This window comes from Candidatus Competibacter denitrificans Run_A_D11, from assembly GCF_001051235.1.
Lineage (GTDB): Bacteria > Pseudomonadota > Gammaproteobacteria > Competibacterales > Competibacteraceae > Competibacter_A > Competibacter_A denitrificans.
This window is the reverse complement of the sequence record NZ_CBTJ020000027.1, coordinates 77,911-100,849: the sequence shown is the minus strand read 5'-3', so window position 1 is coordinate 100,849 and position 22,939 is coordinate 77,911. Positions and strand designations below refer to the sequence as shown.

19 protein-coding genes are annotated in these 22,939 nt (G+C 57.5%); 15 read left to right on the top strand and 4 right to left on the bottom strand.

Features of this window, described 5'->3' with window-relative positions:
* Positions 1-51 precede the first annotated feature (51 nt).
* Positions 52-309 carry an FAD assembly factor SdhE gene (locus tag BN873_RS05300; RefSeq protein ID WP_242434373.1) on the top strand — a complete coding sequence of 86 codons (258 nt, stop codon included), beginning with the start codon at positions 52-54 and terminating at the stop codon, positions 307-309.
* 110 nt (positions 310-419) lie between these two features.
* Positions 420-869, top strand: coding sequence for a protein YgfX (locus BN873_RS05295; protein ID WP_139031647.1), 450 nt, complete (start codon positions 420-422; stop codon positions 867-869).
* A gap of 16 nt (positions 870-885) precedes the next feature.
* On the opposite strand, the gene nadB is transcribed toward BN873_RS05295, so the two are convergent.
* Positions 886-2,535, bottom strand: a complete 1,650-nt coding sequence (gene nadB, locus BN873_RS05290) for an L-aspartate oxidase (protein WP_048671376.1) — start codon at positions 2,533-2,535, stop codon at positions 886-888.
* A gap of 201 nt (positions 2,536-2,736) precedes the next feature.
* On the opposite strand from nadB, the gene rpoE reads away from it, so the two are divergent.
* The 10 genes from rpoE (at position 2,737) to recO (ending at position 11,000) form a co-directional block, all read left to right on the top strand.
* The gene (gene rpoE / locus BN873_RS05285) at positions 2,737-3,312 is read left to right on the top strand and encodes an RNA polymerase sigma factor RpoE (protein ID WP_048671373.1); all 576 of its coding nucleotides are present in this window, start codon (positions 2,737-2,739) and stop codon (positions 3,310-3,312) included.
* A 16-nt stretch (positions 3,313-3,328) separates the two neighbouring features.
* The gene (locus BN873_RS05280; protein WP_048671371.1) at positions 3,329-3,943 is read left to right on the top strand and encodes a sigma-E factor negative regulatory protein; all 615 of its coding nucleotides are present in this window, start codon (positions 3,329-3,331) and stop codon (positions 3,941-3,943) included.
* A 7-nt stretch (positions 3,944-3,950) separates the two neighbouring features.
* Positions 3,951-4,997 carry a MucB/RseB C-terminal domain-containing protein gene (locus BN873_RS05275; RefSeq protein WP_048671368.1) on the top strand — a complete coding sequence of 349 codons (1,047 nt, stop codon included), beginning with the start codon at positions 3,951-3,953 and terminating at the stop codon, positions 4,995-4,997.
* Entirely contained in the window at positions 4,994-5,458 is a 465-nt protein-coding gene (locus BN873_RS05270) for a SoxR reducing system RseC family protein (RefSeq protein ID WP_048671363.1), read from the top strand. Before BN873_RS05275 ends, BN873_RS05270 begins: the two co-directional genes overlap by 4 nt.
* A 134-nt stretch (positions 5,459-5,592) precedes the next feature.
* Complete coding sequence (gene lepA, locus BN873_RS05265; RefSeq protein WP_048671359.1) at positions 5,593-7,389, top strand: translation elongation factor 4; 1,797 nt, start codon at positions 5,593-5,595, stop codon at positions 7,387-7,389.
* A gap of 33 nt (positions 7,390-7,422) precedes the next feature.
* On the top strand, positions 7,423-8,277 hold the full coding sequence (lepB, locus tag BN873_RS05260; RefSeq protein WP_048671354.1) for a signal peptidase I: 855 nt from the start codon (positions 7,423-7,425) through the stop codon (positions 8,275-8,277).
* Entirely contained in the window at positions 8,240-8,695 is a 456-nt protein-coding gene (locus BN873_RS05255; RefSeq protein WP_082161101.1) for a DUF4845 domain-containing protein, read from the top strand. Before lepB ends, BN873_RS05255 begins: the two co-directional genes overlap by 38 nt.
* Positions 8,692-9,357: a ribonuclease III gene (rnc, locus tag BN873_RS05250; protein WP_071244013.1), complete on the top strand. Its 666-nt coding sequence runs from the start codon at positions 8,692-8,694 to the stop codon at positions 9,355-9,357. The genes BN873_RS05255 and rnc overlap by 4 nt, the downstream gene beginning before the upstream one ends.
* A complete protein-coding gene (gene era / locus BN873_RS05245) occupies positions 9,354-10,265 on the top strand; it encodes a GTPase Era (protein WP_048671348.1) in 912 nt (303 codons plus the stop codon). The genes rnc and era overlap by 4 nt, the downstream gene beginning before the upstream one ends.
* 9 nt (positions 10,266-10,274) lie before the next feature.
* Positions 10,275-11,000: a DNA repair protein RecO gene (gene recO / locus BN873_RS05240; RefSeq protein ID WP_071244011.1), complete on the top strand. Its 726-nt coding sequence runs from the start codon at positions 10,275-10,277 to the stop codon at positions 10,998-11,000.
* Positions 11,001-11,018: 18 nt separating this feature from the next.
* Here recO and BN873_RS05235 read toward each other — a convergent pair whose 3' ends face one another.
* A complete protein-coding gene (locus BN873_RS05235) occupies positions 11,019-12,011 on the bottom strand; it encodes an adenosine kinase (protein ID WP_048671635.1) in 993 nt (330 codons plus the stop codon).
* Between the two features lie 246 nt (positions 12,012-12,257).
* Here BN873_RS05235 and mrcB point away from each other — a divergent pair, with 246 nt between their 5' ends.
* The 3 genes from mrcB to BN873_RS05220 all read left to right on the top strand — a co-directional run bounded on the left by mrcB (position 12,258) and on the right by BN873_RS05220 (position 17,952).
* Positions 12,258-14,795, top strand: a complete 2,538-nt coding sequence (gene mrcB, locus BN873_RS05230; protein WP_048671345.1) for a penicillin-binding protein 1B — start codon at positions 12,258-12,260, stop codon at positions 14,793-14,795.
* 172 nt (positions 14,796-14,967) lie between these two features.
* Entirely contained in the window at positions 14,968-16,014 is a 1,047-nt protein-coding gene (locus BN873_RS18730) for a tetratricopeptide repeat protein (protein WP_053085242.1), read from the top strand.
* Between the two features lie 3 nt (positions 16,015-16,017).
* A complete protein-coding gene (locus BN873_RS05220; protein WP_242434372.1) occupies positions 16,018-17,952 on the top strand; it encodes a DNA repair helicase YoaA in 1,935 nt (644 codons plus the stop codon).
* A gap of 7 nt (positions 17,953-17,959) precedes the next feature.
* Here BN873_RS05220 and BN873_RS05215 read toward each other — a convergent pair whose 3' ends face one another.
* Both BN873_RS05215 and BN873_RS05210 read right to left on the bottom strand, forming a co-directional pair.
* The gene (locus BN873_RS05215; protein ID WP_048671341.1) at positions 17,960-21,697 is read right to left on the bottom strand and encodes an AAA family ATPase; all 3,738 of its coding nucleotides are present in this window, start codon (positions 21,695-21,697) and stop codon (positions 17,960-17,962) included.
* On the bottom strand, positions 21,694-22,938 hold the full coding sequence (locus BN873_RS05210) for an exonuclease SbcCD subunit D C-terminal domain-containing protein (protein WP_048671338.1): 1,245 nt from the start codon (positions 22,936-22,938) through the stop codon (positions 21,694-21,696). Before BN873_RS05210 ends, BN873_RS05215 begins: the two co-directional genes overlap by 4 nt.
* Position 22,939 lies beyond the last annotated feature (1 nt).

The following is a 22,939-nucleotide window of genomic DNA, read 5'->3' as shown; positions in this document are numbered from 1 at the left end:
GACCCCTCGTCTATCCTAGACGGGGGGTTTTTCTTGGCAGGAGAACTGACTGTGACCGAAGAAATGGGTAAATTGCGTTGGCGTTGCCGGCGCGGCATGAAGGAGTTGGATTTGCTGACGCTGGGGTATTTGGAGCGATATTACCCTGACGCCTCGGTGGAGGAACAACGGGCCTTTGCAGAGATCTTGGAACTGCAAGATCCGCTGCTGATGAGCTATATGGTCGGGCGGGCCACGCCGCCGGATGCGGTGATGGCGCGGGTGGTCGATGCCATGCGGACCTTACTCAACGAGCCTGACCCGCTTTGAGCGGTAACTACCGGCGTTTTTGCAAGCCGAATGGCCGCGCCCTGCGTTCTGAGCACTGAGCAGCCGTGATGGTGGGAGGGCCAGAGGGCGATGATGCTCACCGAGCCAACATGCGCCATTTGCCTGATTTTACGGTCGAGCTTCAGCCGTCGCGCTATTTGCTCATCGGTGTCAGCATCGCCCATCTGTTGGCTGTTACCGCTGTCCTGATTGCTGTTATACCGATCTGGCTCAAGGCAAGTTTTAGCCTGGGTTTGGGTTTGTCACTGCTCTGGTTCTGGCTTGGCAATGGGCCACGCCGACATGAGTCTATTGTGCGCATCGCCTGGCTTGACGGATGCTGGCGGCTGGAAACCGGCACCGGCGTTATCCTCACCGCAGAACTGGTCGATGGCTATGGCCATCCCGTCCTCATAATCCTCAACTTCCGGTTGGAAGGCAATCGGTACCGGTCGCTAACCCTATTGCCCGATTCTGCCAGCCCGGACAGCCTGCGCCGGTTACGGGTTTTGCTGCGCATCCGGCGGGGGGCGGAGACCACCGATAGCGCACACCGCTAAGGTCGGTTTAGCCTGGTCAGACCGGCTTGCCCCACTGCGGCGACCATTCTTTACCGGCAAAGTGATCGGGCACCAGGATGGTATCGCGGGGTGGCGAAGTTTCGTTCACGGTTGGATAGTCAAGGGTGTAATGCAGTCCTCGGCTTTCCTTGCGTTCCAGCGCCGAGCAGATGATCAAATCTGCAACCAAGGCCAAATTTCGCAATTCGATCAAATTATTGTCGATTCGGAAATTGCCATAATATTCAGCGATTTCACGCAGCAGCAGCTCTACCCGGTGCTTGGCGCGCTGTAAACGCTTGTTGGTGCGGACGATGCCGACGTAATCCCACATGAACCGGCGCAACTCTTGCCAGTTATGGGCAACCACCACTTCTTCGTCCGAGTCGGTGACGCGGCTTTCGTCCCATTCCGGCAGAGCGGGAGGAGCGGGCACGCTGGGCAGTTGAGCGCGGATATCGACATTGGCGGCAGCAGCGAACACCAGGCATTCAAGCAAGGAATTGCTGGCCATGCGGTTGGCACCGTGCAGGCCGGTGAAAGCGACCTCACCGATAGCGTAAAGCCCTTCCAGATCGCTGCGCCCAGCCAGATCGGTCAATACGCCGCCACAGGTGTAGTGGGCGGCGGGCACCACCGGCAACGGCTCCTTGGTCATATCGAAGCCATACTCCCGGCATTTGGCGTCGATATTAGGAAAATGGGAACGGACAAAATCAGCTGGCTTGTGGCTGATATCAAGATACAAACATTCGGCACCTAGCCGTTTCATTTCATGGTCGATGGCGCGGGCTACGATATCGCGTGGGGCAAGTTCCTGGCGTGGGTCAAAATTCTGCATGAAGCGGCTGCCATCCGGTAATAGCAAGACGCCGCCCTCGCCGCGCACGGCTTCGGAAATCAGAAAGGATTTAGCTTGTGGGTGATAGAGGCAGGTGGGATGAAATTGCATGAATTCCATGTTTACCACCCGGCAACCGGCTCGCCACGCAATAGCGATGCCATCGCCAGTGGAAACGTCCGGATTACTGGAATACAGATAAACCCGGCTGGCGCCGCCAGTGGCCAACACCACGAAGCGCGCGGCGATCACTTCGACGCGCTGGCTGGTACGATTTAAGACATAGGCGCCCAGGCAACGGTTGCTGGTCAGACCCAATTTGGTGCCGACGATCAAATCGACCACGCTGTAATGATCGTGCAGGGTAATATTGGGGTGTTGGCGCGCACGATCCAGTAGGGTAGTCTGGATCGCTCGGCCGGTGGCATCAGCCGCGTGGACGATGCGCCGGTGACTGTGGCCTCCTTCACGGTGCAAGTGATAGTCCACGCTACCCTCAAGGCTGGGTTCCATGGTGAATGGTACCCCTTGCTCGCTGAGCCAGCGGATGACGGCTGGGCCGTGCTCCACGGTAAACCGTACCGCATCGGTATGGCACAGACCCGCTCCCGCAATCAGCGTATCCTCTACGTGCGACTCAATGGAATCACCGACATCGAACACCGCCGATACGCCGCCCTGGGCATAATGGGTGCTGCCCTCATACGGTGGGCCTTTGGCCAGAGCGACGACGCGCGCGCCATCCGCCAGTCGCAACGCCAAACTCAAACCGGCAGCGCCGCAGCCGATGATCAGCACATCAGTAGAGACGGAGGACGTGGACATGGCTTGTGGGTGACTCCTTGAATCGGGTATCGTTGTAGATAGGCTGACTCCGGAGATTCGTTCCGGGTCTTGGGTTCGTTCCGCCACTCGATTGTCACACTATAACCATATCTCGGCATGACTGCGAACTAACGGTAACAGCACCTGTCTACCGTCATGAGCGCACGGAGATTGCCATTGAGCCGAAAGGGGCCAGCCCGAATGGGCGAAGTTCATTTGGATCGCGATCTGGTCCAAAGAGTGCAAAAGGGCGATAAAAGCGCGTTTGATCTGCTGGTGCGCAAGTATCAGTACAAGATCATCAAGCTGATTTCTCGCTATGTGAACGATCCTAGCGAAGCCCTTGATGTTTCTCAGGAGGCTTTTCTCAAGGCTTATCGGGCTTTGCCAGGTTTTCGTGGGGATAGCGCGTTTTATACCTGGCTTTATCGCATCGCCATCAATACGGCCAAGAACTATTTGGTTGCTCAGGGCCGGCGCCCGCCGGGGTCCGATATCGACGCGCAAGAGGCCGAACAGTACGAGGGTGAATCTCAGTTAAAAGAGTATGAAACCCCCGAACGGTTATTGCTGAAAGATGAGATCGCGGCGACGGTTTTTAAGGTCATTGAAGAATTGCCGGAAGATTTGCGCACGGCGATCACCCTGCGCGAGCTTGAGGGAATGAGCTATGAAGAAATCGCCCAAACCATGGGTTGTCCGATTGGTACGGTGCGCTCGCGGATTTTCCGGGCCCGCGAATCAATCGACGCCAAATTGCACCCACTGTTAAACTAGTTTCGAGATGAGAGCCATGGCTGAAAGAACGGCTATACGCCCATTAACGTCCGACCCAAACGAACTCCCCGTTGCCGCCAGTCAAATTTCGGCCATCATTGATGGCGAACTGGCCGGCAGAGAGGTCGATTTGGTAGTGCGCCGCTTGATCCGGGATGATGAAGCCCGGGCGCGATGGGAACGCTATCATCTGATCAGCGACGCACTACAAGGTCATTTGCCGGATGCGTTCGACGCTCGTTTTGCCGCACATATCCGCCAGATGATCGATGTAGAACCGCCGGCGTCCGCCGTCAAGCCGCCACCGCTTTGGTATAAGCCCGCCGCTCGATTTGGGCTGGCGGCTTCGGTGATGGCGGTGGCGCTGTTTGGCTTCAGGCTGGCGCAAACCGATAAACCGCTGTCCGTCTCAGCGGCCCCGCAATTTGCCGTTGCACCGATGTCCAGCGTCATTCCTGCCCCGACCGCAACTCTCGTGGCGGCTACCGACCAAGAGGCGACCCGGCCGGGTGATCCGGCGCAGGTCCGGTTGAATAACTACTTGGTCAGCCATAATAGCTATGCGTCATTGAATGGAATGAAGGGTGTGTTGCCCTACGTGCGCATGGTCGGGTATCAAACTGAGCGCTAAGCTTCCAATGAAGCGGCCTTTATTGCCCTGGGCCATCGTGGTTTTGGCCGCCGGTTCTGCATTGTCCACCGTTTGCGCCCAACCCGTTGCAGAGGATGCCAAGCAGTGGCTGGAGCGGATGATTCATGCGTCGCAAAACCTCAATTATGAAGGAACCTTCATCTACGTTCAGGGACCCCATGTCGAGGCAATGCGGATCGTGCACGGCCGCACTTCAAAGGGTGAGCGGCAGCGGCTGACTTCACTGACCGGCCCTCCCCGCGATATCTTAGTAACCAGCAACGCGCTCATTTCGTTGTTGCCTGCCCCAAAAGCCACGTTGCTCGACAGTACCTATCGGCATTCACGTCTTCCGGTCTCGGTCGCCGGTGATTTGGGTCGGCTGGAAAATCGCTATGATTTTCAGATGGAGGGTGAGAGTCGGGTGGCTGGCCTTGAGGCGCGAGTAGTGGCCATCAAGCCGCGCGACGCCTTGCGCTACGGTTATCGTTTATGGCTGGATCGGCGTGACGGGATGTTGCTGCGTTCCGCTTTGCTGGATGAGAAGGGCTATCCGATTGAACAGTTGATGTTCACCGATCTGCACACCAAGCCACAAATCGACGAAGCTCTTTTGCGGCCCCCATCGGCTGCGGAAGATCCTGGATCGCGGCCAGCGCCCCAAACCATTGTCGGTACCGGCGAAGCGGCCGTAGGCCAACCGGTCATGCATTCCGCCTGGAGTGTGACGCACTTACCGGAAGGCTTCGTCAAAATCTTGCACAATCGGGTTGCTGATGCTGCTGGTCAACATCCAACCGAGCATATGGTTTTCGCCGATGGCTTGGCGACGGTTTCGGTGTTCATTGAGCGCTTGGATGGAGCATCACCCTTACTGCAAGGAGAATCGCGGCTAGGCTCCATGAACGCATTCGGAACCCGACTGGACAATTTTCAGATCCTGGTGGTAGGGGAAGTGCCGGCTGCCACCGTACAAATTATCGCTAGCGCGATTTCGTATGCTCCCGAAAATCCCCAAAGCCTCCCCAATCCCACAGGGGAAGCCAAAAAGTGATCGAACAGCGCGCAGTCGTGACGGAAACCGGCGAACGGTATGCGTGGCTGGAGATTCGCCGGCAGTCGGCCTGTAGCGGATGCCACACGAGCGATGGCTGCGGCACAGCGGCTCTGACAAAACTGTGGGGTAGCAAGCCGATGCGAGTGCGGGTGGTGACGGATGCATCACTCCGACCTGGAGATGAGGTCTGGGTTGGCATGGCCGAGGGTGCTCTGGTGCGCGGGGCGTTGCTCGTTTATCTCCTGCCCTTGGTGTTGCTGTTTGCCGGAGCGCTGCTCGGTCAGGCGGCCTTCGCGTCCGCAGGTGAGGAATTAGTCGTGGTCTGCGGCGTGCTGGGTCTTGTCCTTGGATTGCTGGCGGTTCGTATTCTGTCACAGCGTTGGCAGAACGATGTTCGCTATCAGCCTGTGGTCTTACGCCCGTTAGCAACCAATCGCGTATTATCTTTGCCGCAGTAACGTTATAATCCCACGGTTACAAGCTTAGCATTAAGCCTCCGCGCCCGACGGCGGCGGGGGCTTCGCTTATTGGGCCAACCGGTTTGGCGCTGACGTAAAAGGCCCACCGGGCGGGTCGGAGTCGCTGTAAATTCATGGATCACATTCGCAATTTTTCGATCATCGCGCACATCGATCATGGTAAATCCACGCTGGCCGACCGTTTCATCCAGATGTGTGGCGGGTTGAGCGAGCGGGAGATGGCAGCCCAAGTGCTCGATTCGATGGATTTGGAACGAGAGCGGGGCATTACCATCAAGGCGCAGAGCGTGTCGCTGCATTACGCGGCCCGCGATGGTCGTGCTTATCTGTTCAACCTCATTGATACACCTGGCCATGTGGATTTCTCCTACGAGGTGTCCCGTTCGCTGGCTGCTTGCGAAGGGGCCTTGCTGGTGGTGGATGCGGCGCAGGGTGTTGAGGCGCAGAGTGTGGCCAACTGCTACACCGCCATCGAACAGGGATTAGAGGTGCTCCCCGTTCTTAACAAGATCGATCTGCCGGCGGCTGACCCGGAGCGGGTGGCCCACGAGATCGGTGACATTATTGGCCTGGATGCCGATCACGCCTTACGGGTTAGCGCCAAAAGCGGTTTGGGCGTCGTGGAACTGATGGAGGAAATCGTCCAACGTATCCCAGCGCCGCAAGGTCATCCCGATGGGCCGCTCAAGGCCCTGATCGTCGATTCCTGGTTTGATAATTTCGTTGGGGTGATTTCGTTGGTCCGGGTGGTAGACGGCTGGATCGTCCCCAAACAGAAAATTCAGGTGATGTCTACCGGCCGGGCGTTTCAAGTGGAATCAGTTGGCATTTTTACCCCCAAGCGTGGTGAACGGCCCCGCCTCGGTGCTGGAGAGGTCGGCTATGTCATCGCGGGGATTAAAGACATTGATGGTGCGCCGGTCGGCGATACCTTCACTAGCGTTGATCGGCCGGCCGCCGAACCGTTGCCTGGTTTTCAGAAAGTGCAACCGCGTGTGTTCGCTGGCTTGTTCCCAGTCGAGTCAGACGATTTCGGTAACTTGCGCGAGGCTTTGCAAAAGCTGCGCCTGAACGATTCCTCGCTCTACTTCGAGCCGGAAACTTCGCAGGCGATGGGCTTCGGTTTCCGCTGCGGCTTTTTGGGACTGTTGCACATGGAGATCGTCCAGGAGCGGTTGGAGCGGGAATACAACCTCGATTTGGTAACGACCGCGCCGACGGTCGTTTACGAAGTGATGACGGTCGGCGGCGAAATTTTCACGATTGATAATCCCGCTAAATTACCGCCAACGAATGAAGTTTCCGAAATTCGTGAACCGATCATCGTAGCGCATATTCTGACTCCACAGGATTATCTGGGCGCGATCATCACCTTGTGTATCGAAAAGCGCGGTGTGCAGCGTAACCTCCATTACGCCGGTGGTCAGGTGCAACTGAGTTTCGAGTTGCCGATGAGCGAAGTGGTGTTGGATTTCTTTGACCGCCTAAAGTCGATCAGCCGGGGTTTTGCCTCGTTCGAATACAGTTTTGAGCGGTTTCAGGCGGCCCCCTTGGTCAAGCTGGATGTACTCATCAACGGCGAGCGTGTCGATTCTCTGTCGGTCATCGTCCATCGCGAGCAAGCTCAATACCGAGGGCGCGATCTTGCGGTCAAGCTCAAGGAACTGATCCCTCAGCAAATGTTCGAAGTGGCGATCCAAGCCGCCATCGGCAGCCAGATCATCGCTCGCACCACGGTCAAGGCGCTGCGTAAAAATGTGTTGGCTAAATGCTACGGCGGTGATGTAAGCCGCAAGCGCAAGCTGTTGGAAAAGCAGAAGGCGGGTAAGAAACGTATGAAGCAGGTCGGCAAAGTGGAAATTCCGCAGGAAGCCTTCCTGGCTGTGCTGCAAATGGAGAAAAATTCATGACCTTTTGGATCTCGTCCGTGGAATATCTTAGCGATGAATATTGATTTTGCAGCGGTTTTGGTCGCATTAACGATTTTGACCGGTGGTATCTGGTTGTTGGATGCGTTGGTGCTGGCCCCACGTCGCACCCGTGTCAATGTCGGCGATTCTGAAAGCGCCCCGCAAGTACCGGCGACCGCTCTAAAATTGCCGTGGTATGTCGATTTATCAAAATCGTTTTTCCCGGTTATTCTGGCGGTGCTAATCTTGCGCTCGTTTGTCGTGGAGCCTTTTCGGATTCCTTCCGAATCGATGGTGCCGACCTTGCTCAAGGGCGATTTTATCTTGGTGAACAAGTTCGCTTATGGGCTACGCTTGCCGGTGCTTAATGCGAAACTTATTGAGAATGGTCAACCGAAGCGGGGAGATGTGGTGGTATTTCGCTACCCGCTTGAACCGGCGGTAGCGTATATCAAGCGCGTGGTCGGCTTACCCGGTGACCGCCTGGCGTATCGCCAGGGTCAGCTAGTTATCAACGGTCAGGCGGTATCCTTAACACCGCTGGTCAACGGGGGTACAGCCGAAACCGGCTATCGGCAGTTCACCGAGCAATTGGGTGAGGTGACCCATCAGATCCAAATGTTGGCTAATGGCCGTTGGGGGGTGGCGGGACTGTGGTCCGGGCTACAACTCCAGCGGGAACCAGATGGCTCAATGGCTTGGTCTTATCAGGTGCCAGCCGGGCATTTTTTTGTCATGGGTGACAATCGCGATAACAGCGCCGACAGCCGCTATTGGGGCCTGGTGCCGGAAGAAAATCTGATCGGCAAGGCGTTTTTTATTTGGATGAATTTGGATTGCATCACGTTTAATGGCCACTGCGGCCGAATCGGTAACGGTATCAGATAAACGAGGGGAGCGTGTCATGATGAAAATAAGCCAACAGTGCAACGGACAAGCGGGCGCTAATAGGCAGCGGGGCATGACCGTGATCGGTATGCTGTTGCTGATCATCGTCATCGCGTTTATTGCGCTGATCGGGATGAAGGTAGTGCCGATGTATATCCAGTATTACTCAATTAAATCAACAGTCGAGAGTATCCGTAAGGAGCCTCAGCTTGCGCAGATGAGCGCACAGGACATCCATAACGGAATTCAAAAGCGATTTGATATCGGCTATGTCGAAAATATAAAAGCGAGCGATCTCAAAGTCAGGAATGACCGCAGCGGCCGCGTAATCGACCTGGTTTATCAGGATGAGCGAGAATTGTTTTACAAATTATTCGTGGTCCTTAAAGTCAACGAATCGATTCCGCTGAGTCCGTGATTCCTCCTATTTCCCAGTTGTGCGGCAGCCTCGGTTACACGTTCCAGCAACCCGACTTGCTGGATGAGGCGCTGACACATCGCAGTGCCTCAGTGCGCAATAATGAACGGCTCGAATTTTTGGGCGATGCCTTGCTGAGCCTGGTGATTGCCGAATACCTGTTCGAGCACTACCCGAAAGCCAGCGAAGGTGAGCTAAGCCGCTTGCGGGCCAGCTTGGTGAAAGGGGAAACCTTAGCCGAACTGGCCCGTAGCCTGAAGCTGGGAGATTGGCTAAACCTGGGGCCTGGTGAATTGAAGAGTGGCGGCTTCCGGCGCGAATCGATTTTGTCGGATACCATGGAAGCGATTTTCGGCGCTGTCTATCTAGATGGTGGCTTGGCGGCCTGCCGCGACTTAATCGTGCGGCTTTATCGGGATTGGCTGGAACGGCTGGCTAGCGCCAGTGAATTGAAAGATCCCAAAACTCGCCTGCAAGAGTATTTGCAAGCTCGGCAGCAGGCGTTGCCGGTCTACACTGTGCTGGAAGTGCGTGGCGAGCCGCACGAACAATATTTCACGGTGGAATGCGCAGTGGCTGATACGCGGGCTGTCGCAGCGGGTAGCAGCCGCCGCAAGGCGGAACAAGAGGCTGCCCGCCAAATGCTAGGGCAAATCCAATGACCGGTTCAATACCGGTTCACGCCGGTTACGCGGCGCTGCTCGGCCGGCCCAATGTCGGCAAATCGACGTTATTGAACCGTCTTATCGGCCAGAAACTTAGTATCACCGCGCCAAAGCCGCAGACAACCCGACATGTCCTGCTCGGTATTCAGACCTTGCCGGAGGCACAAATTGTTTATGTGGACACGCCGGGTTTGCACCGTCAGGTCGGACGAGCGATGGGCCGCTATCTGAATCGGGCGGCGACCAGTGTGCTGGGCTACACCGATGTCGTTATCTTTTTAGTCGAAGCTTTGCGCTGGACCGAGGAAGATACTGCTGTTCTCAAACGACTGGCGGATTTTTCCGGACCGGTGGTGCTGGCGGTGAATAAGATTGATCGCATCGCAGATAAATCCCGCTTGCTGCCGTTTCTGGCGGAGATGGCCCAAAAGCGTACTTTCGCTGAGATCGTGCCCTTGGCGGCGCTGGTCGGGGACAACGTGGCAGCGCTGGAGCGCAGTATCATCACGCTGCTGCCTATAGGGGATTTTCTCTTTCCGCCTGATCAGCTCACCACGGTCAGCGAGCGGTTTTTGGCTGCCGAATTGCTCCGCGAAAAACTAACCCGATTGCTGCGTCAGGAATTGCCCTATGCGCTGACGGTTGAGATTGAGCATTTCGTCGAAACTGAGCGGTTAACTCGCATTGGTGCTGTGATTTGGGTCGAGCGTGAGACGCAAAAGGGCATTGTGATCGGGGAAGGCGGCGCCACTCTGCGAGAAGCGGGCCGCCAAGCGCGCGAGTCGATGGAACGCACTTTTGGCCGGAAGGTCTTTCTGGAGACCTGGGTCAAAGTCCGAGAGGGATGGTCGGACGATGAGCAAGCCCTGCGCAGTTTGGGCTACACCGACTTTGGAACCCGCTAAGCGGCTCTCGTGACGCCGGTAGCGCGTACACGGATTGCGTTGCAGCCGGCCTTTGTTCTGCACCGCCGGCCCTATCTAAATACCAGCTTGCTCCTGGAAGCATTCGGCCGTGAGAGTGGCCGGGTCGGCTTGGTGGCCCGAGGCGCCCTAAATTCCCGCTCCCGCCTCAAGGGACTCTTGCAACCGTTCGTACCGCTGCTGCTGTCTTGGGCGGGTGCCGGCGAGTTGGCTACCCTGACCGCTGCTGAGGAAAACGGGCCGGCGGTGGCTTTGGCTCCCGCACGGGTGTTGGCTGGCCTTTACGCTAATGAACTGCTTGTGCGCTTATTGCCACGCCAAGATCCGTTACCGGAGTTATTCGCTGCTTATGGAGCGCTCTTGGCTGAACTTGTAGCAGCGCCTGAGCCGGAACCGGCGCTGCGGCGCTTCGAAAAAAGACTGTTGGCCGAACTGGGCTATGGTCTTACCCTGGATCGGGAAGCGGGTAGTGGGGCACCGATTGTCGCTGAGGGGCACTACCGTTATGTGCTGGATCAGGGGCCACTGCCGGTTAGCCAGACTCAAATGGGCGTATCGATTTCAGGCCGCAGCTTGCTCGCGCTGCGGGATGAGACCTTATCCGATCCGTCTGTGCTCAAGGATATCAAGCGTTTAACCCGCGCAGCCTTAACGGAACACTTGCGCGGGCGGGCCTTGAAAACACGCGATTTATATCGGCTCAAGCGAGAGTCATAGCCAGCATGGCCTGGCCAGTTACAGGAAGCGTTGCAGGATCGCCTTGGCTTCAGCCGGCGGTAAGCGCGGCCCCAGGCGGGTGACCAGCTCAGCGGCCGCAGTCGAGGCCAATGCTCCGGCCTGACGATGATCCCATCCCCGCGCCCGGCCGTAGAGGAAAGCGCCCGCAAACAGATCCCCGGCGCCGACCGTATCCACCGCCGCGACTGGGATCGGATCAATAGTCAGTAAATCGTGGCCATCCCAAACCAGCGCACCCTTGGCCCCGCGCGTGATTACGAACTCCCGACTCAGGGTTTTCAGATAATCGACCGGGTGTTGCGGATCGGTGGTCTGCGCCAGACCGCAGGCTTCATCCTCATTAGCGAACAGCAGATCGACGCCAGAGCCGATCATCTCCAGAAGGCCATCTTTGAAAAACCGCACTATATTGGGATCGGAGAGTGAGATAGCGGTTTTAACCCCGGCAGTTTCGGCCAGGCGTTTGCCGGTCAGGCACGCTTGACGAGCAGCGGGCGATGTCACCAAATACCCTTCCATGTAAAAATAGTCCGAGTCGAGCAGGGCGTTTTCGACCAGATCGTCAGCCGACAGTTCGCTGCTGATGCCCAGAAAGGTGCAGAGGGTGCGGTCACTATCCGGTGTGACCAGCACCACACAGCGGCCGGTGTGCCCCGGCTCGCTCTCTGTGCGCTGATGGTTGGTATCGACCCCACCCGCGCACAGGTCGCTGGTATAGAAATGGCCCAGTTCGTCGCTCGCCACCTTGCAGGAATAGAAACTGGTCCCACCGAATTGGCAAATGGCGATCATTGAATTGGCCGCTGAGCCGCCCGAACTGCGGTGGTGAGGGTATGCGGCCAGATGCTGCATCATTTTGCTCTGCTGCTCTTGATCCACCAAGGTCATGACTCCCTTGGTGAGACTAAGCGCTTCGAGGTCAGCAGTTGTCACCTCGTATTCCATATCCACTAACGCATTGCCGATCCCGTACACGTCATACTTAGCCATCATCCCCCCGGTTGCCATGGTAGCGAAAAGTGGATTATAAGGCCCTGCGGTTAAGTGGCCAGACATTGGCTCCGTGTTTCTTGGCAATTGTTTGCCGACTATTTGGGGCAGCGAACGGTCTGCGAATAATAGCCATTGCGCTTCTTTAGGCTGTTAAAATCCCTAAAAACCCACGTTTGGGGTTTTTGGGTAAGGTAGTTTGCACGCTGCCCGCTATGGGTGGACTGAGAATTAACTGGGAAAGGTATGGCCATACGTCAATCGTCCGGCACCGCTAAGAAACGCCCGATACGCGCAGTGCGCTCGCTATTTTCGCTCATCTTCTCGCTCACCCTGGGTGGGGCGCTGTTAGGAGCGTTCGGGCTGGGGATTTACATGCTGTATTTGGATGCGGTGATCCGCGCTGAATTCGATCAAAAACGCTGGGCGATGCCGGCCAAAGTCTATGCGCGACCGTTGGAGCTGTTTGAAGGAATGGCGCTGAGCGCCGATAACCTGGAACGTGAGCTTAAGCTGTTGAATTATCGCGATGTGAATTGCCCGATAGAGCCGACCCCTCCGCCCAGCGATAATGGTAAGCGCCGATTGCGCCGTAAGCCGAAAACCCCGCCCGCAGAAGCGTGCGTACCGCCGCCAGGTGGTGCTGAATCACCCTCCAAGGCGGGTAGTTATCTACGGCAGGGTGAGACGTTCGAGGTGATGACCCGCGATTTTACCTTCTGGGACGGCACCGAGCCGGTGCGCAAGATCCGGGTCGTGTTCGCGGGTAATATCCTGGTCGATCTACTGAGCTTGGATGAGCGGGAAAAACCCGGCTTGCTACGGCTTGATCCTCCCGAAATCGCCGGTATCTATCCCTCCCGCTATGAAGACCGCATCCTGCTGAAAGGCAAGGATTTACCACCGGTTTTGGTGGATACGTTGCTGGCGGTCGAAGATCGGTCGTTTTTCGAGCACGCTGGGGTTAACCCCAAGGGTATCTTCCGGGCATTACTGGCCAACTTGCGGGCCGGGCGCACTGTGCAGGGTGGTAGTACGCTCACTCAGCAATTGGTGAAAAATCTGTTCCTGAGCAACGAGCGCACTCTGAAACGCAAGATTAACGAAGTGCTGATGGCGGTTTTGATTGATTCGCGCTACGGCAAGGACGACATCCTGGAAGCCTACTCTAATGCCCTCTATCTGGGGCAGGATGGCAGCCGGTCGATCCACGGTTTCGGTTTGGCCAGTTTGTTTTATTTCGGCGTCCCGCTTGAAGAGCTGGAACTGCATCAATTAGCGTTGTTGGTGGGATTGGTGAAGGGGCCGTCACTCTATGATCCGCGCAAGCACCCGGATCGCGCCAAGGAGCGGCGTGCGCTGGTGCTTGATGTGATGGTCGAGCAAAATCTGATCAGCGCGGAGGATGCGGTACTTGCCAAGGAAACGGCTCTGGATGTCACGCCCAAAGCCAGTAACGGCATCACAGCGTATCCGGGCTTTCTCGATCTGGTGCAGCGGCAGTTGCGCGAATACTACAAAGCGGAAGATTTGGTGACAGAAGGGCTGCGGGTTTTCACCACGCTCGATCCGCGCATCCAGGCTACCGCCGAGAACACGCTGGAGAACAGTCTGCCGGCGTTGGAGCGCAGCCAGCCCAGAGCGCGGCCCTTGCAGGGGGCCGCGATCATCGCCGACACCCCCAGCGGCGAAGTGCTGGCCCTGGTCGGCGACCGCGAACCGAAAACTATCGGTTTTAATCGAGCGTTGGATGCCCAGCGGCTGGCTGGCTCGCTGCTCAAGCCAGTGGTTTATTTGACCGCACTGGAGCACCCCGACCGCTATACCCTGACCACCCTGTTGAACGATAGCCGGTTGGTCTATACCCAGGGTGGCCGGCGTTGGGCGCCGGCCAACTACGACCGGCGCTATCACGGTCGGGTCACTCTGCGCGATGCTTTAGCCCGCTCCTACAATGTTCCGGCGGTACGGGTGGGTTTGGACATGGATGTGATTAACGTGGTGAAAATGCTCCAGCGGCTGGGGCTTGACCGGGATCTGCCGCCTTATCCGTCGCTGTTGTTGGGTGGGGTGGACATGTCACCGTTCGAGATCGCGCAAGTTTACGAGGGCATTGCCAGCGGTGGATTCCGCATCCCGCTGCGCGCGATCCGCGAAGTGACCGATGCCAATGGCCGTTCGCTGCAACATTACGCCTTGGAAGTGGAGAAGGCGGTCGATCCAGGGCCGGCTTACCTGGTGACTAACGCCATGCAACAGGTGGTAAAAGCGGGAACGGCCAGCGCTATGAAAAGCAAACTGTCGCCAGATTTGAACATCGCCGGTAAGACCGGTACCACCGATGATTATCGTGATTCCTGGTTTGCCGGGTTTAGTGGCGACCGTTTGGCCGTAGTCTGGTTAGGGCGTGATGATAACAAGCCGACCGGGTTCAGCGGTGCAAGCGGTGCCTTACGGGTGTGGATGAATTTGATGGCCGGCTTGAAGCTCGAACCGCTGGATGCACCACCCCCAGCCGGGGTCGAGGAAGTATGGGTTAATCCCCGTAACGGTTTGCGACTCAGCCAAGGATGCCGGATCGGGCAGCGAGTACCGTTTCTGGCCGGATCGGAACCACAGAGTTCGGGTTCCTGCGGCAGTCCACCGCCAGTACGGCAGGTTGCCAAGCGATCTGAGAGTGGCGGTGGCGGTAGTAGTGATGGTGGCGGTCGCTCCTCACGCCAGAGAGGTGCTGAGCGGGATTCGGGAGAGGCGAGCGACTTTTTCCAGAACCTGATGGAATGACGAGTGCGCCGACTTTAACACTGAATAGCTTGATGTAGCGCAGTGGCGCGGATTGCGTTATTGGCTATGCGGCGATACGGATGACGAAAAGGTAGAGTAAAATCATTGGCCGATGGCGTTGCGATTCGCCGGTCATCGGCCCGAACCGCCGAGTCCGTGAGAGGAAAACCGAATGAAGACATTGTATAAAGCCTGGCTGAGTGCGCTGGCGATGGTATCAATCACGGCTTGCGGTACCATGCCCTATTACTCTCAATCCAATACCAGCAAACGGACTCCCAAGGCTCCGGTGGTGGATCGTACCGCGCGCCGACCGCCGCAGCCCTATCCGCCGCCGCAAGCGCCGCTTGAGCCGCTGCCTGAGGAAGATCCGTTGCTGCCGAGAGAGTACGCATCCGCTGATCCAGCCATCACCGACACTTATCAACCAACAGCCCCGGTTCCGACTTATGCCGATCCCGGTAATGGCGTAGCACCGCAGCCTTATCCTGCTCAGCCTGAGCCGACCTATAGCCAGCCAAGCCCTGCGCCCTATGCGGGTGCGGAGTACCGGCCGCCCAGCTATCCACCGGGCGCTGCCGCTGCACCGACCAGGCGATCCAATACCACGGCGCCGGGTTCTTTGCCAGAGCCTCAAGTGGCGGTCGTACCGCCGGCGGCACCGACCATCAAGCCACCGACCGCGCCGCCCATGCCGCCGGCCCCCAACCCGGTACCCGCCGCACCGACCGGTGCGCCTGCTCCAGCCAATGCCACGGTGGCCATGACGACCCCCCCCGCTGCCTCGACGCCAGAACCGGCGCCGGCCCCTGTTCCCGTAGCACGGCCCGCTCGGCCTACGGCGCCGGCTACCCCACCGGCCGATTTACCGCCCGCAGAGATTTCTCGTGAGGGCAATCAGGCGGTCGTCGCCCTACTGGAAAGCGCCGACAAATACGTGAAGAGCAAACAGTTGGATAAAGCGGGTGCCGCGTTGGAGCGTGCGCTACGCATTGAGCCGCGCAACGCTGGCATCTGGTATGATCTGGCGCAAATCCGGCTGCATCAAGGCCAGTACCAGCAGGCCGAATCGCTTGCGACCAAATCCAATAACCTGGCTGGTGATAATCGGGCGCTGCAAGCCCGTAATTGGAAATTGATCGGTGCCTCGCGGAAGGCTGCCGGAAACAGGGCCGGTGCCGAGGAGGCGGAAGCCCACGCCGTACAGTTGTCTCATTGAGGATTGGCGGTCCTGGCAACGCACGCCACCTCGACCGTCGCCGCACTCCTGGGGCCAAAGGGTCCCCTGGCCAAACAGATCCCTGGCTTCGCACCACGCCTGTCCCAGCAGAAAATGGCCGAAGCGGTTGCCACCGCCTTGGCGGAGAACCGGATGCTGGTCGTCGAAGCCGGTACCGGCACCGGTAAAACCTACGCTTATCTGGTGCCGGCGTTATTGGCCGGTGCTCGGGTCATCATTTCCACCGGTACCCGCCATCTGCAAGATCAGCTTTATCAGCTGGATTTACCCGTCGTCCGGCGCGCGTTGGCGGTTTCGGCGCGAATCGCCCTTTTGAAGGGACGCAGCAATTACCTGTGCCGGTACCGCTTACAAACCATCGAAGAGAGCGGCCGGTTGGCTACCCGCGAACAGGTGGCCGATCTGCGCCGTGTGCGGGCTTGGGCACGCCGTACCCGCTACGGTGACATTGCCGAACTGGCCGAGGTATCGGAAACCTCGGCACTCTGGCCGCGCGTAACATCGACCGTTGATAATTGCTTGGGGCAAGACTGCCCGCAATTCTCTGACTGCTTTCTTGCCAAGGCTCGCCGCGAAGCATCGGCAGCCGATGTATTGATCATCAACCATCATTTGTTTTGCGCTGACATGGCGCTTAGGGAAACTGGTTTTGCCGAGCTGCTGCCAGGTGCGGAGATCGTGATTCTCGACGAGGCGCACCAACTACCGGAAATCGCCAGCCATTTCTTCGGTAAATCCTTGAGCGGGTATCAATTAAGCGAGCTTGCCCGCGATACCGTGGTCGAGCAGTTGCGTGACGCAGCGGATTTTGTGGATTTGCGGCGGCGGGCTGAAGCGCTGGACCCGGCGGTGGCGATGTTGCGCGAGGCGCTCGGTTTAGGGGATCGTCGGGTATTGTGGCGGGAGGTGGCCGGTCGGTCATCGATTCGTGAAGCCGTTGAGAGGACGACCGACGCGCTGGAGCGGTTACGCGAAGCGCTCAAAGAAGCGGCCCCACGCGGCAAAGGGTTAGAGAGTTGCTATCGGCGTAGCGAGGATTTAGCGGCACGTTTGGCGTTATTAACCGGGATGGAAGAACAGCCGGATAGCGTGCGCTGGCTAGAGACGCGCGGGCGTGGATTTGGTTTGAGCTTAACACCGCTCGACATTGCCCACACCTTTCGTGCCCGATTGGGAACGCAGCCCAGCGCTTGGGTTTTTACGTCAGCGACGTTGGCGGTTGGCGATGCGTTCACCCATTTTGCGGCCCGGTTGGGATTAGACGATTACGACGCTTTGCGCTTGGATAGCCCGTTTGATTTCGTCGGCAATACGTTGCTCTACCACCCCACAGGCTTACCCGATCCAGCCTCGCCGCAGTATACCGCCGCCTTGCTGGAGGCTGTATTGCCGGTGTTGTTCGCCAGCCGGGGACGGGCGTTTCTCCTGTTTACCAGCCACCGAGCGTTGCAGGAGGCGGCAGGCTGGTTGGTAGGGCGTATGGACTATCCGCTGTTGATCCAAGGCCAGGCACCGAAGGCGGCGTTGCTGCGTGAATTTCGGGCGCTGGGTAACGCGGTGTTGTTGGGCACTGCCAGTTTCTGGGAAGGGGTCGATGTGCGTGGCGAGGCACTGTCTTGCGTGGTGATCGACCGGTTGCCATTCGCCGCGCCCGGTGATCCGGTCTTGCAAGCGCGCATTGAATCTCTGCGCCGGCAGGGCGATGACCCGTTTGTGAGTTATCAACTGCCCCAGGCGGTGATCGCTCTCAAGCAAGGGGCTGGACGGCTGATTCGGGACGTGACGGATCGCGGGGTCTTGGTGTTGGGCGATCCGCGCGTGATCAGCAAATCCTATGGGCGCGTCTTTTTGGACAGCTTGCCGCCCATGCCGCGAACCCGCGATTTGCAGCGGGTAGAGGCATTTTTCGGCCAATAGCGACCGGTTAGAATTCAGCGACTTCGACGCAGCTTTTTCCTCCCGACTGACGGCGTACCTGGATTTGTACGCCGATCCGTTCGGTCATTTCCTGAAGATGGGAGATGACGCCCACCTTGCGACCCTGGGCTTGTAGATTGTCCAGAGCATCCATTGCCACGCGCAAGGTTTCAGCGTCCAGACTGCCGAAGCCTTCGTCGATGAACAGTGATTCCACGCGAACCCGATTGGAAGAGAGCGACGCGAGGCCGAGCGCCAGCGCCAGAGAGACCAGGAAGGATTCGCCGCCGGAGAGCGAGTGCACCGAGCGGTGCTCGTCACCCATATCCTGATCAATGACCATCAAAGCCAAGCTATTTTCGACTCGCTCCAATCGGTAGCGGCGGCTAAGGTCGTGCAAATGGTGATTGGCATAGCCAAGCAGGATATCAAGGGTGAAGCCTTGCGCGTAATCGCGGAATTTATGGCCTTTAGCAGAACCGATTAAGTCATCCAAATCATTCCAGCGCTTGGCCTTGGCGTCTTGATCTGCGATAGCATGTTCTAAAGCAGAGTTTCGTTGGCGGCGCTCGTCGTCTTGCCGCAAATGGAGTTCGGCTTCAGTCACCCGCTGTTTGGCGCGTTCAAGATCATCGGTGATTTGAGTTTGCTCGACTTCAATCGACTCCTTCGACTCCGAACTGGCCCGTTGACGTTCGTGATCCAGCCGCTGCGATTGCCGTTCGCGCAGCGTGGTTTCTGCGTCGCGAACGGCATCAGCTAGCTCTTGTAATGCCGCACGCTCTTGCGTGAGCCAAGCCTTGTCGTGCGAGAGCAGCGTTTGCAGTCGCTCTCTATCGACCGGTTCGGCGGGGTGACTGATGGTGAATTGGTCGATCCAGCGCTCCAATACGGCACTCGCTTGCTCGGCGGTTTGTCGGCTCTTGCTGGCAGCGTCCTGGGTTTGCATCAGTATGGCGCTAGCGCTGGCCTGGGCATTGGTAGCAGCTTGGCGATCCGTGTCTTTCTGTTGGTATTGGGTCTTGGTGTTTGCAATCGCATCAGCCAATGCGGCTTCCACCTCCGCTACTGAACGGCCCTCGAACAAGCTCTGCCGTTGGCCGTGTTTTTCTGCAAGCTGTTGGTCAAGCTTGGCAAATTCCTCAGCGGCACGGTTCAGTTGCCTGGTTTTTTCTTCGACGATGCGAGTAAAGCCGCTGATTTCGATAGCGAGACCACTGAGATCGGCTGTGAGTTGTTCGACACGTTTTTGCTGGCTGCGCCACTGTTCAGCGTGTTGCTGCTGGCTGCGATGATACGCCAACGGATCGGTGCGCCAAGCCTGTTGCCAATCGGGGTCGTTACCTACTGCGCTCAGTTCAAGCAATAAGGCGTTCAGCCGTTTGGTGATTTCGTTGTGGCGAGCCGTTGCGGCTTGCAGAATCTGAATGGTGCGGTCGAACTGAATCTGGGCTTGGTTTAACGCATCTCGTGCCGTTGCTTGTTGTCCATGGGCGCGGTCGCGCACGTCTTGCGCCGTCGTTTTCTTTTTACCAGCCTGCCGATGAGTGGTTTCCTCCGCTTTAAGCTTTATCAGATGTTGATTAACGAATTGATGGTACTCAGCAAACCAGGCTGCACGGTCGGCCGGTTGAATAGAATCAAGCGTGGCTGCTAGTGGATGGGCTTGTAGCTCTGCGGTATTTTTTTGAATGACGCCGGTGAACTTGCTCTGTTCGGTCGTCAGTTCGCGCAAACGCTGTTGACTGTTGTCTCTGTTAGCCTGCGCTGTCGCAGTTTGACTGTCCAGATCGGCGACTGCTTGACGACAGGTTTCCACTTGTAGTTCCAAATCAGCCAGCATGGCGCGGGAGGGCGCATCGCCCAAGGCGTAGGGGTGTTTGGTCGCACCGCAGACCGGACAAGGTGTATCGGTCTGCAATTGTTCTCTTAGGGTCTCGACGCTTTTGGCACAGGCGGCTTCGGCGATAGTGAGCGATTGTTTCGCCTGTTCCAGCCGGGCGATGGTTTGTGGTTTTACCGTGGCAATGTGCACCAGCTCGCTTTCAGTACCGGCCAGCTTTTCCTGTAGGTGGACAGACTCGCTGCTCAGCTCTTGCTGTCGAGCCATTGTACTGGTTAAGGCTACCCATAACCGCTCGGCGCTGGTGAGTTGTTCACGATCATTGTCGATGCGAGTGCGGCGCTCAGCGAGTTGATCTGGATCGAACTGAGCAAGCGCTTGAGAAGCGGTTTGCAGATCGTTTTCCGCATTCTGGAGCACGATTTCGGCTTGGCTAAGCGACTCGTTTGCCGCATCACGCGCCTGCTGCTGTTTTGCTGTTTCCGTGCTGTGATCTGCGATGAGCCGTTCGTTTTCGAGTAACTCGTTTTGTATTTTAGTGGCTTGATCGAACAGCGTATCCCAACGAGGCCATTCTTCGGCCAAGCGTTTTAAGCCATGATGGGCAGCCAACCACGCTTGGGTCTTTCGCTGTGCGATGAGGGCTTGATCATGTTTACTTTGGGTATCGGTTAATTTTTGCTTTGCCTGGTCGGTGCTGTCGCGCACTTCGTCGTGAGCTTTAGCAGCTTCTTGATGGCGAGTTGTGAGCGTATTGATTTCGGCATCAAGGAGCTTGGCACATTCAAGCGCCGAATTTGCCTCAGTTTTGGCTAGTTCAGCGGTGGCGACGGCTTGTGCTGCAAGGGCGAGAGCGCCCTCTGCCTGTTGGCAGGTACATTGGGCTTCGGAGAGATGTTCCTCTGCAGTCGAGACTGCTTGGTTGAGGGTGGTAACGGCTTCGTTCGCGCGCTCCAGATCGACGATGAGGGAGCGAGCGTCTTGGACGGCTTCAACGTGCTTGAAATGGTTTTGGCGAGGTAGGGCCGCGTGTTGGAGTGCTTGGGCATTTTGTACCGCAACTTGAGCTTGCTGCTCGGTTTGTTTTAGCTCCTCCCAGCGGTCGTGCCAGCGCAAGTGCTGAGCCAGTTCGGATTTTCGGTGCTCTAGCGTCGTCACTTCAGCGCGAGTCGTATTCAGGGTATTTTGCCAGTGCTCGCGGAGTTCGGCAGAGAGCGGTTGTTGGTCGCCGAGTTGCCGTTGTAAATCTCTTAGCGTCTCCTGTTCCACTTTGGCGCGTTCGTGGGCGCGAATAGAAAGGCGGGTGTAGATCGTTAGGCCAGTCAGCGTTTCCAGTAGCGCGGCGCGTTCATCGTCATCGGTTTTCAGAAACGTGGCGAATTCGTTTTGCGCTAGTAGTACAGCGCGAGTGAATTGTTCGAACGACAAGCCGAGCCGTTGTTCGATTTCGCGCTGAACTTCGCTTTTGCCGCTGCCGAGCGTTTGTTGGTCATCCAAGCGCCGTAGGCCCATTTCGACGCTCTGGAGCTTACCGCTGGTTTTGCCGCGCGCGCGGCGGACACTCCAACGTGCCCGATATTCAATTCCATCGTTGCCAACGAAATCGACTTCGGCATAACCCTCACCGGCACCCCGTCGCAATAGGTTGCCTGGATCGCGTGGGGTAACGGTCTCTTTGCCGACATCCGGCAGATTGACACCGCGTGCGCTCGCTTTAGCCAAACGGGGTGTGTTGTTGTAAAGCGCCAAGCACAGCGCATCCAGCAGGGTGCTTTTACCGGCGCCAGTCGGCCCGCAGATAGCGAATAGGCCGGTTGAGACGAGAGGCTCCTCATAGAAACGCAGCTCAAATTCACTAGCCAGTGAGGCGATATTTTTGCCACGAATGGCGAGGATCTTCATGGGTTGGCTTCCTCGTCGGGAGCCAGTAGCAATTCCCTGAAAGCCTCCAACAAATCACTGGACGGTTCCGTACTGTATTGCTGTAAATGCAGTTTCTTGAAAATCTCGTCGGGTTGTAACCGCTCCAACTCATCCAGCGATTGTGGGTTGTCGGCGCCAGGTCGCCCAGTTTCAATCCGGTAGTTGCTTTCAATACGCGCAAACCGAACCGGCTTACCATCCAGGGCCGCCTCAATCCGGGTGCGCAAGCCGGATTCTGGAGAGTTAAAGAGTACACGGGCTTCCAAATACGGCTGGGTTTCGAGCGGTGCGTCGGCCAGGTCGAGCGCGGCCAATTGGTCTAATACCTCATTCGGCGGGGCCGGTTGTGCGGGAACGCGCAGCAGTTCGACGAAGCGAGGAATGGAAATCGGTTTGATCTCTCTTAGCAGGCCGCCCTCAAGATCAACCCGGATCACTTGATGAGGATAATGGATTTCCGCAAACGACATTGGCAGCGGACTGCCGGAATAGCGCACCCGTTCCTGGCCGCCGACCCTTTGCGCACGATGCAGGTGGCCCAGTGCGACATAGGTCATAGCGGGGTCGAACAGGCTGACCGGTAAGGCTTCGCTGCCGCCGATGAGGATACGTCGTTCGGACTCTTCCGAAAGCTGGCCACCGGTCATGTGGCAGTGGCCGAGCGCGATGATGGCTTGCCCGGGTTTTTGTCGATTGACGGCCCATTCCATCGTCTGTTGGTAGAGCGCTTTGATACCTTGCAGATACGGGTCGCCGTCGATTGCGACACGCGGCACATCACCCGGCCGCAGAAAGGGGATCGCCAGACACCAGGCGGCGATTGCACCATCGCTATCGTGTAGAGGAATCACCAGTCGGTTCAATTCAACCGCACCCGCAGGATCGCGGGTGGTATGGCCGATCACAGTGATGTCGAATCCCTCCAGCAACGGCACTGGCGCCTCCAGCCGTCCCCCCGAATCGTGATTGCCGGCGATGATGACGATATCGAGCCGAGGTAAACGCTGCTTGGCGGCTGCAAGAAAGCGGTAAAGCTGCCGTTGGGCAACGGCGGAAGGATTGGTGTTATCAAAGATATCCCCAGCGATCAGCAGGGCATCGATTTCCTCGGCCGCCAAAGTCTCCAACAGCCAATCGAGAAAGCGTTGGTGCTCGTAGCCGCGTTCGAATTGATGAAACGTTTGACCGAGGTGCCAGTCGGCGGTGTGCAACAGGCGCATG

What these genes read in the sequence shown, in the direction of transcription:
- BN873_RS18730 (WP_053085242.1), top strand. Translation starts at nt 14,968, where the DNA reads ATGAAGACATTGTATAAAGCCTGGCTGAGTGCGCTGGCGATGGTATCA.
- rpoE (WP_048671373.1), top strand. Translation starts at nt 2,737, where the DNA reads ATGGGCGAAGTTCATTTGGATCGCGATCTGGTCCAAAGAGTGCAAAAG.
- era (WP_048671348.1), top strand. Translation starts at nt 9,354, where the DNA reads ATGACCGGTTCAATACCGGTTCACGCCGGTTACGCGGCGCTGCTCGGC.
- BN873_RS05295 (WP_139031647.1), top strand. Translation starts at nt 420, where the DNA reads ATGCGCCATTTGCCTGATTTTACGGTCGAGCTTCAGCCGTCGCGCTAT.
- BN873_RS05235 (WP_048671635.1), bottom strand. Translation starts at nt 12,011, where the DNA reads ATGGCTAAGTATGACGTGTACGGGATCGGCAATGCGTTAGTGGATATG.
- nadB (WP_048671376.1), bottom strand. Translation starts at nt 2,535, where the DNA reads ATGTCCACGTCCTCCGTCTCTACTGATGTGCTGATCATCGGCTGCGGC.
- BN873_RS05215 (WP_048671341.1), bottom strand. Translation starts at nt 21,697, where the DNA reads ATGAAGATCCTCGCCATTCGTGGCAAAAATATCGCCTCACTGGCTAGT.
- mrcB (WP_048671345.1), top strand. Translation starts at nt 12,258, where the DNA reads ATGGCCATACGTCAATCGTCCGGCACCGCTAAGAAACGCCCGATACGC.
- BN873_RS05275 (WP_048671368.1), top strand. Translation starts at nt 3,951, where the DNA reads ATGAAGCGGCCTTTATTGCCCTGGGCCATCGTGGTTTTGGCCGCCGGT.
- BN873_RS05210 (WP_048671338.1), bottom strand. Translation starts at nt 22,938, where the DNA reads ATGCGCCTGTTGCACACCGCCGACTGGCACCTCGGTCAAACGTTTCAT.
- lepB (WP_048671354.1), top strand. Translation starts at nt 7,423, where the DNA reads ATGAATATTGATTTTGCAGCGGTTTTGGTCGCATTAACGATTTTGACC.
- lepA (WP_048671359.1), top strand. Translation starts at nt 5,593, where the DNA reads ATGGATCACATTCGCAATTTTTCGATCATCGCGCACATCGATCATGGT.
- BN873_RS05255 (WP_082161101.1), top strand. Translation starts at nt 8,240, where the DNA reads ATGGCCACTGCGGCCGAATCGGTAACGGTATCAGATAAACGAGGGGAG.
- BN873_RS05280 (WP_048671371.1), top strand. Translation starts at nt 3,329, where the DNA reads ATGGCTGAAAGAACGGCTATACGCCCATTAACGTCCGACCCAAACGAA.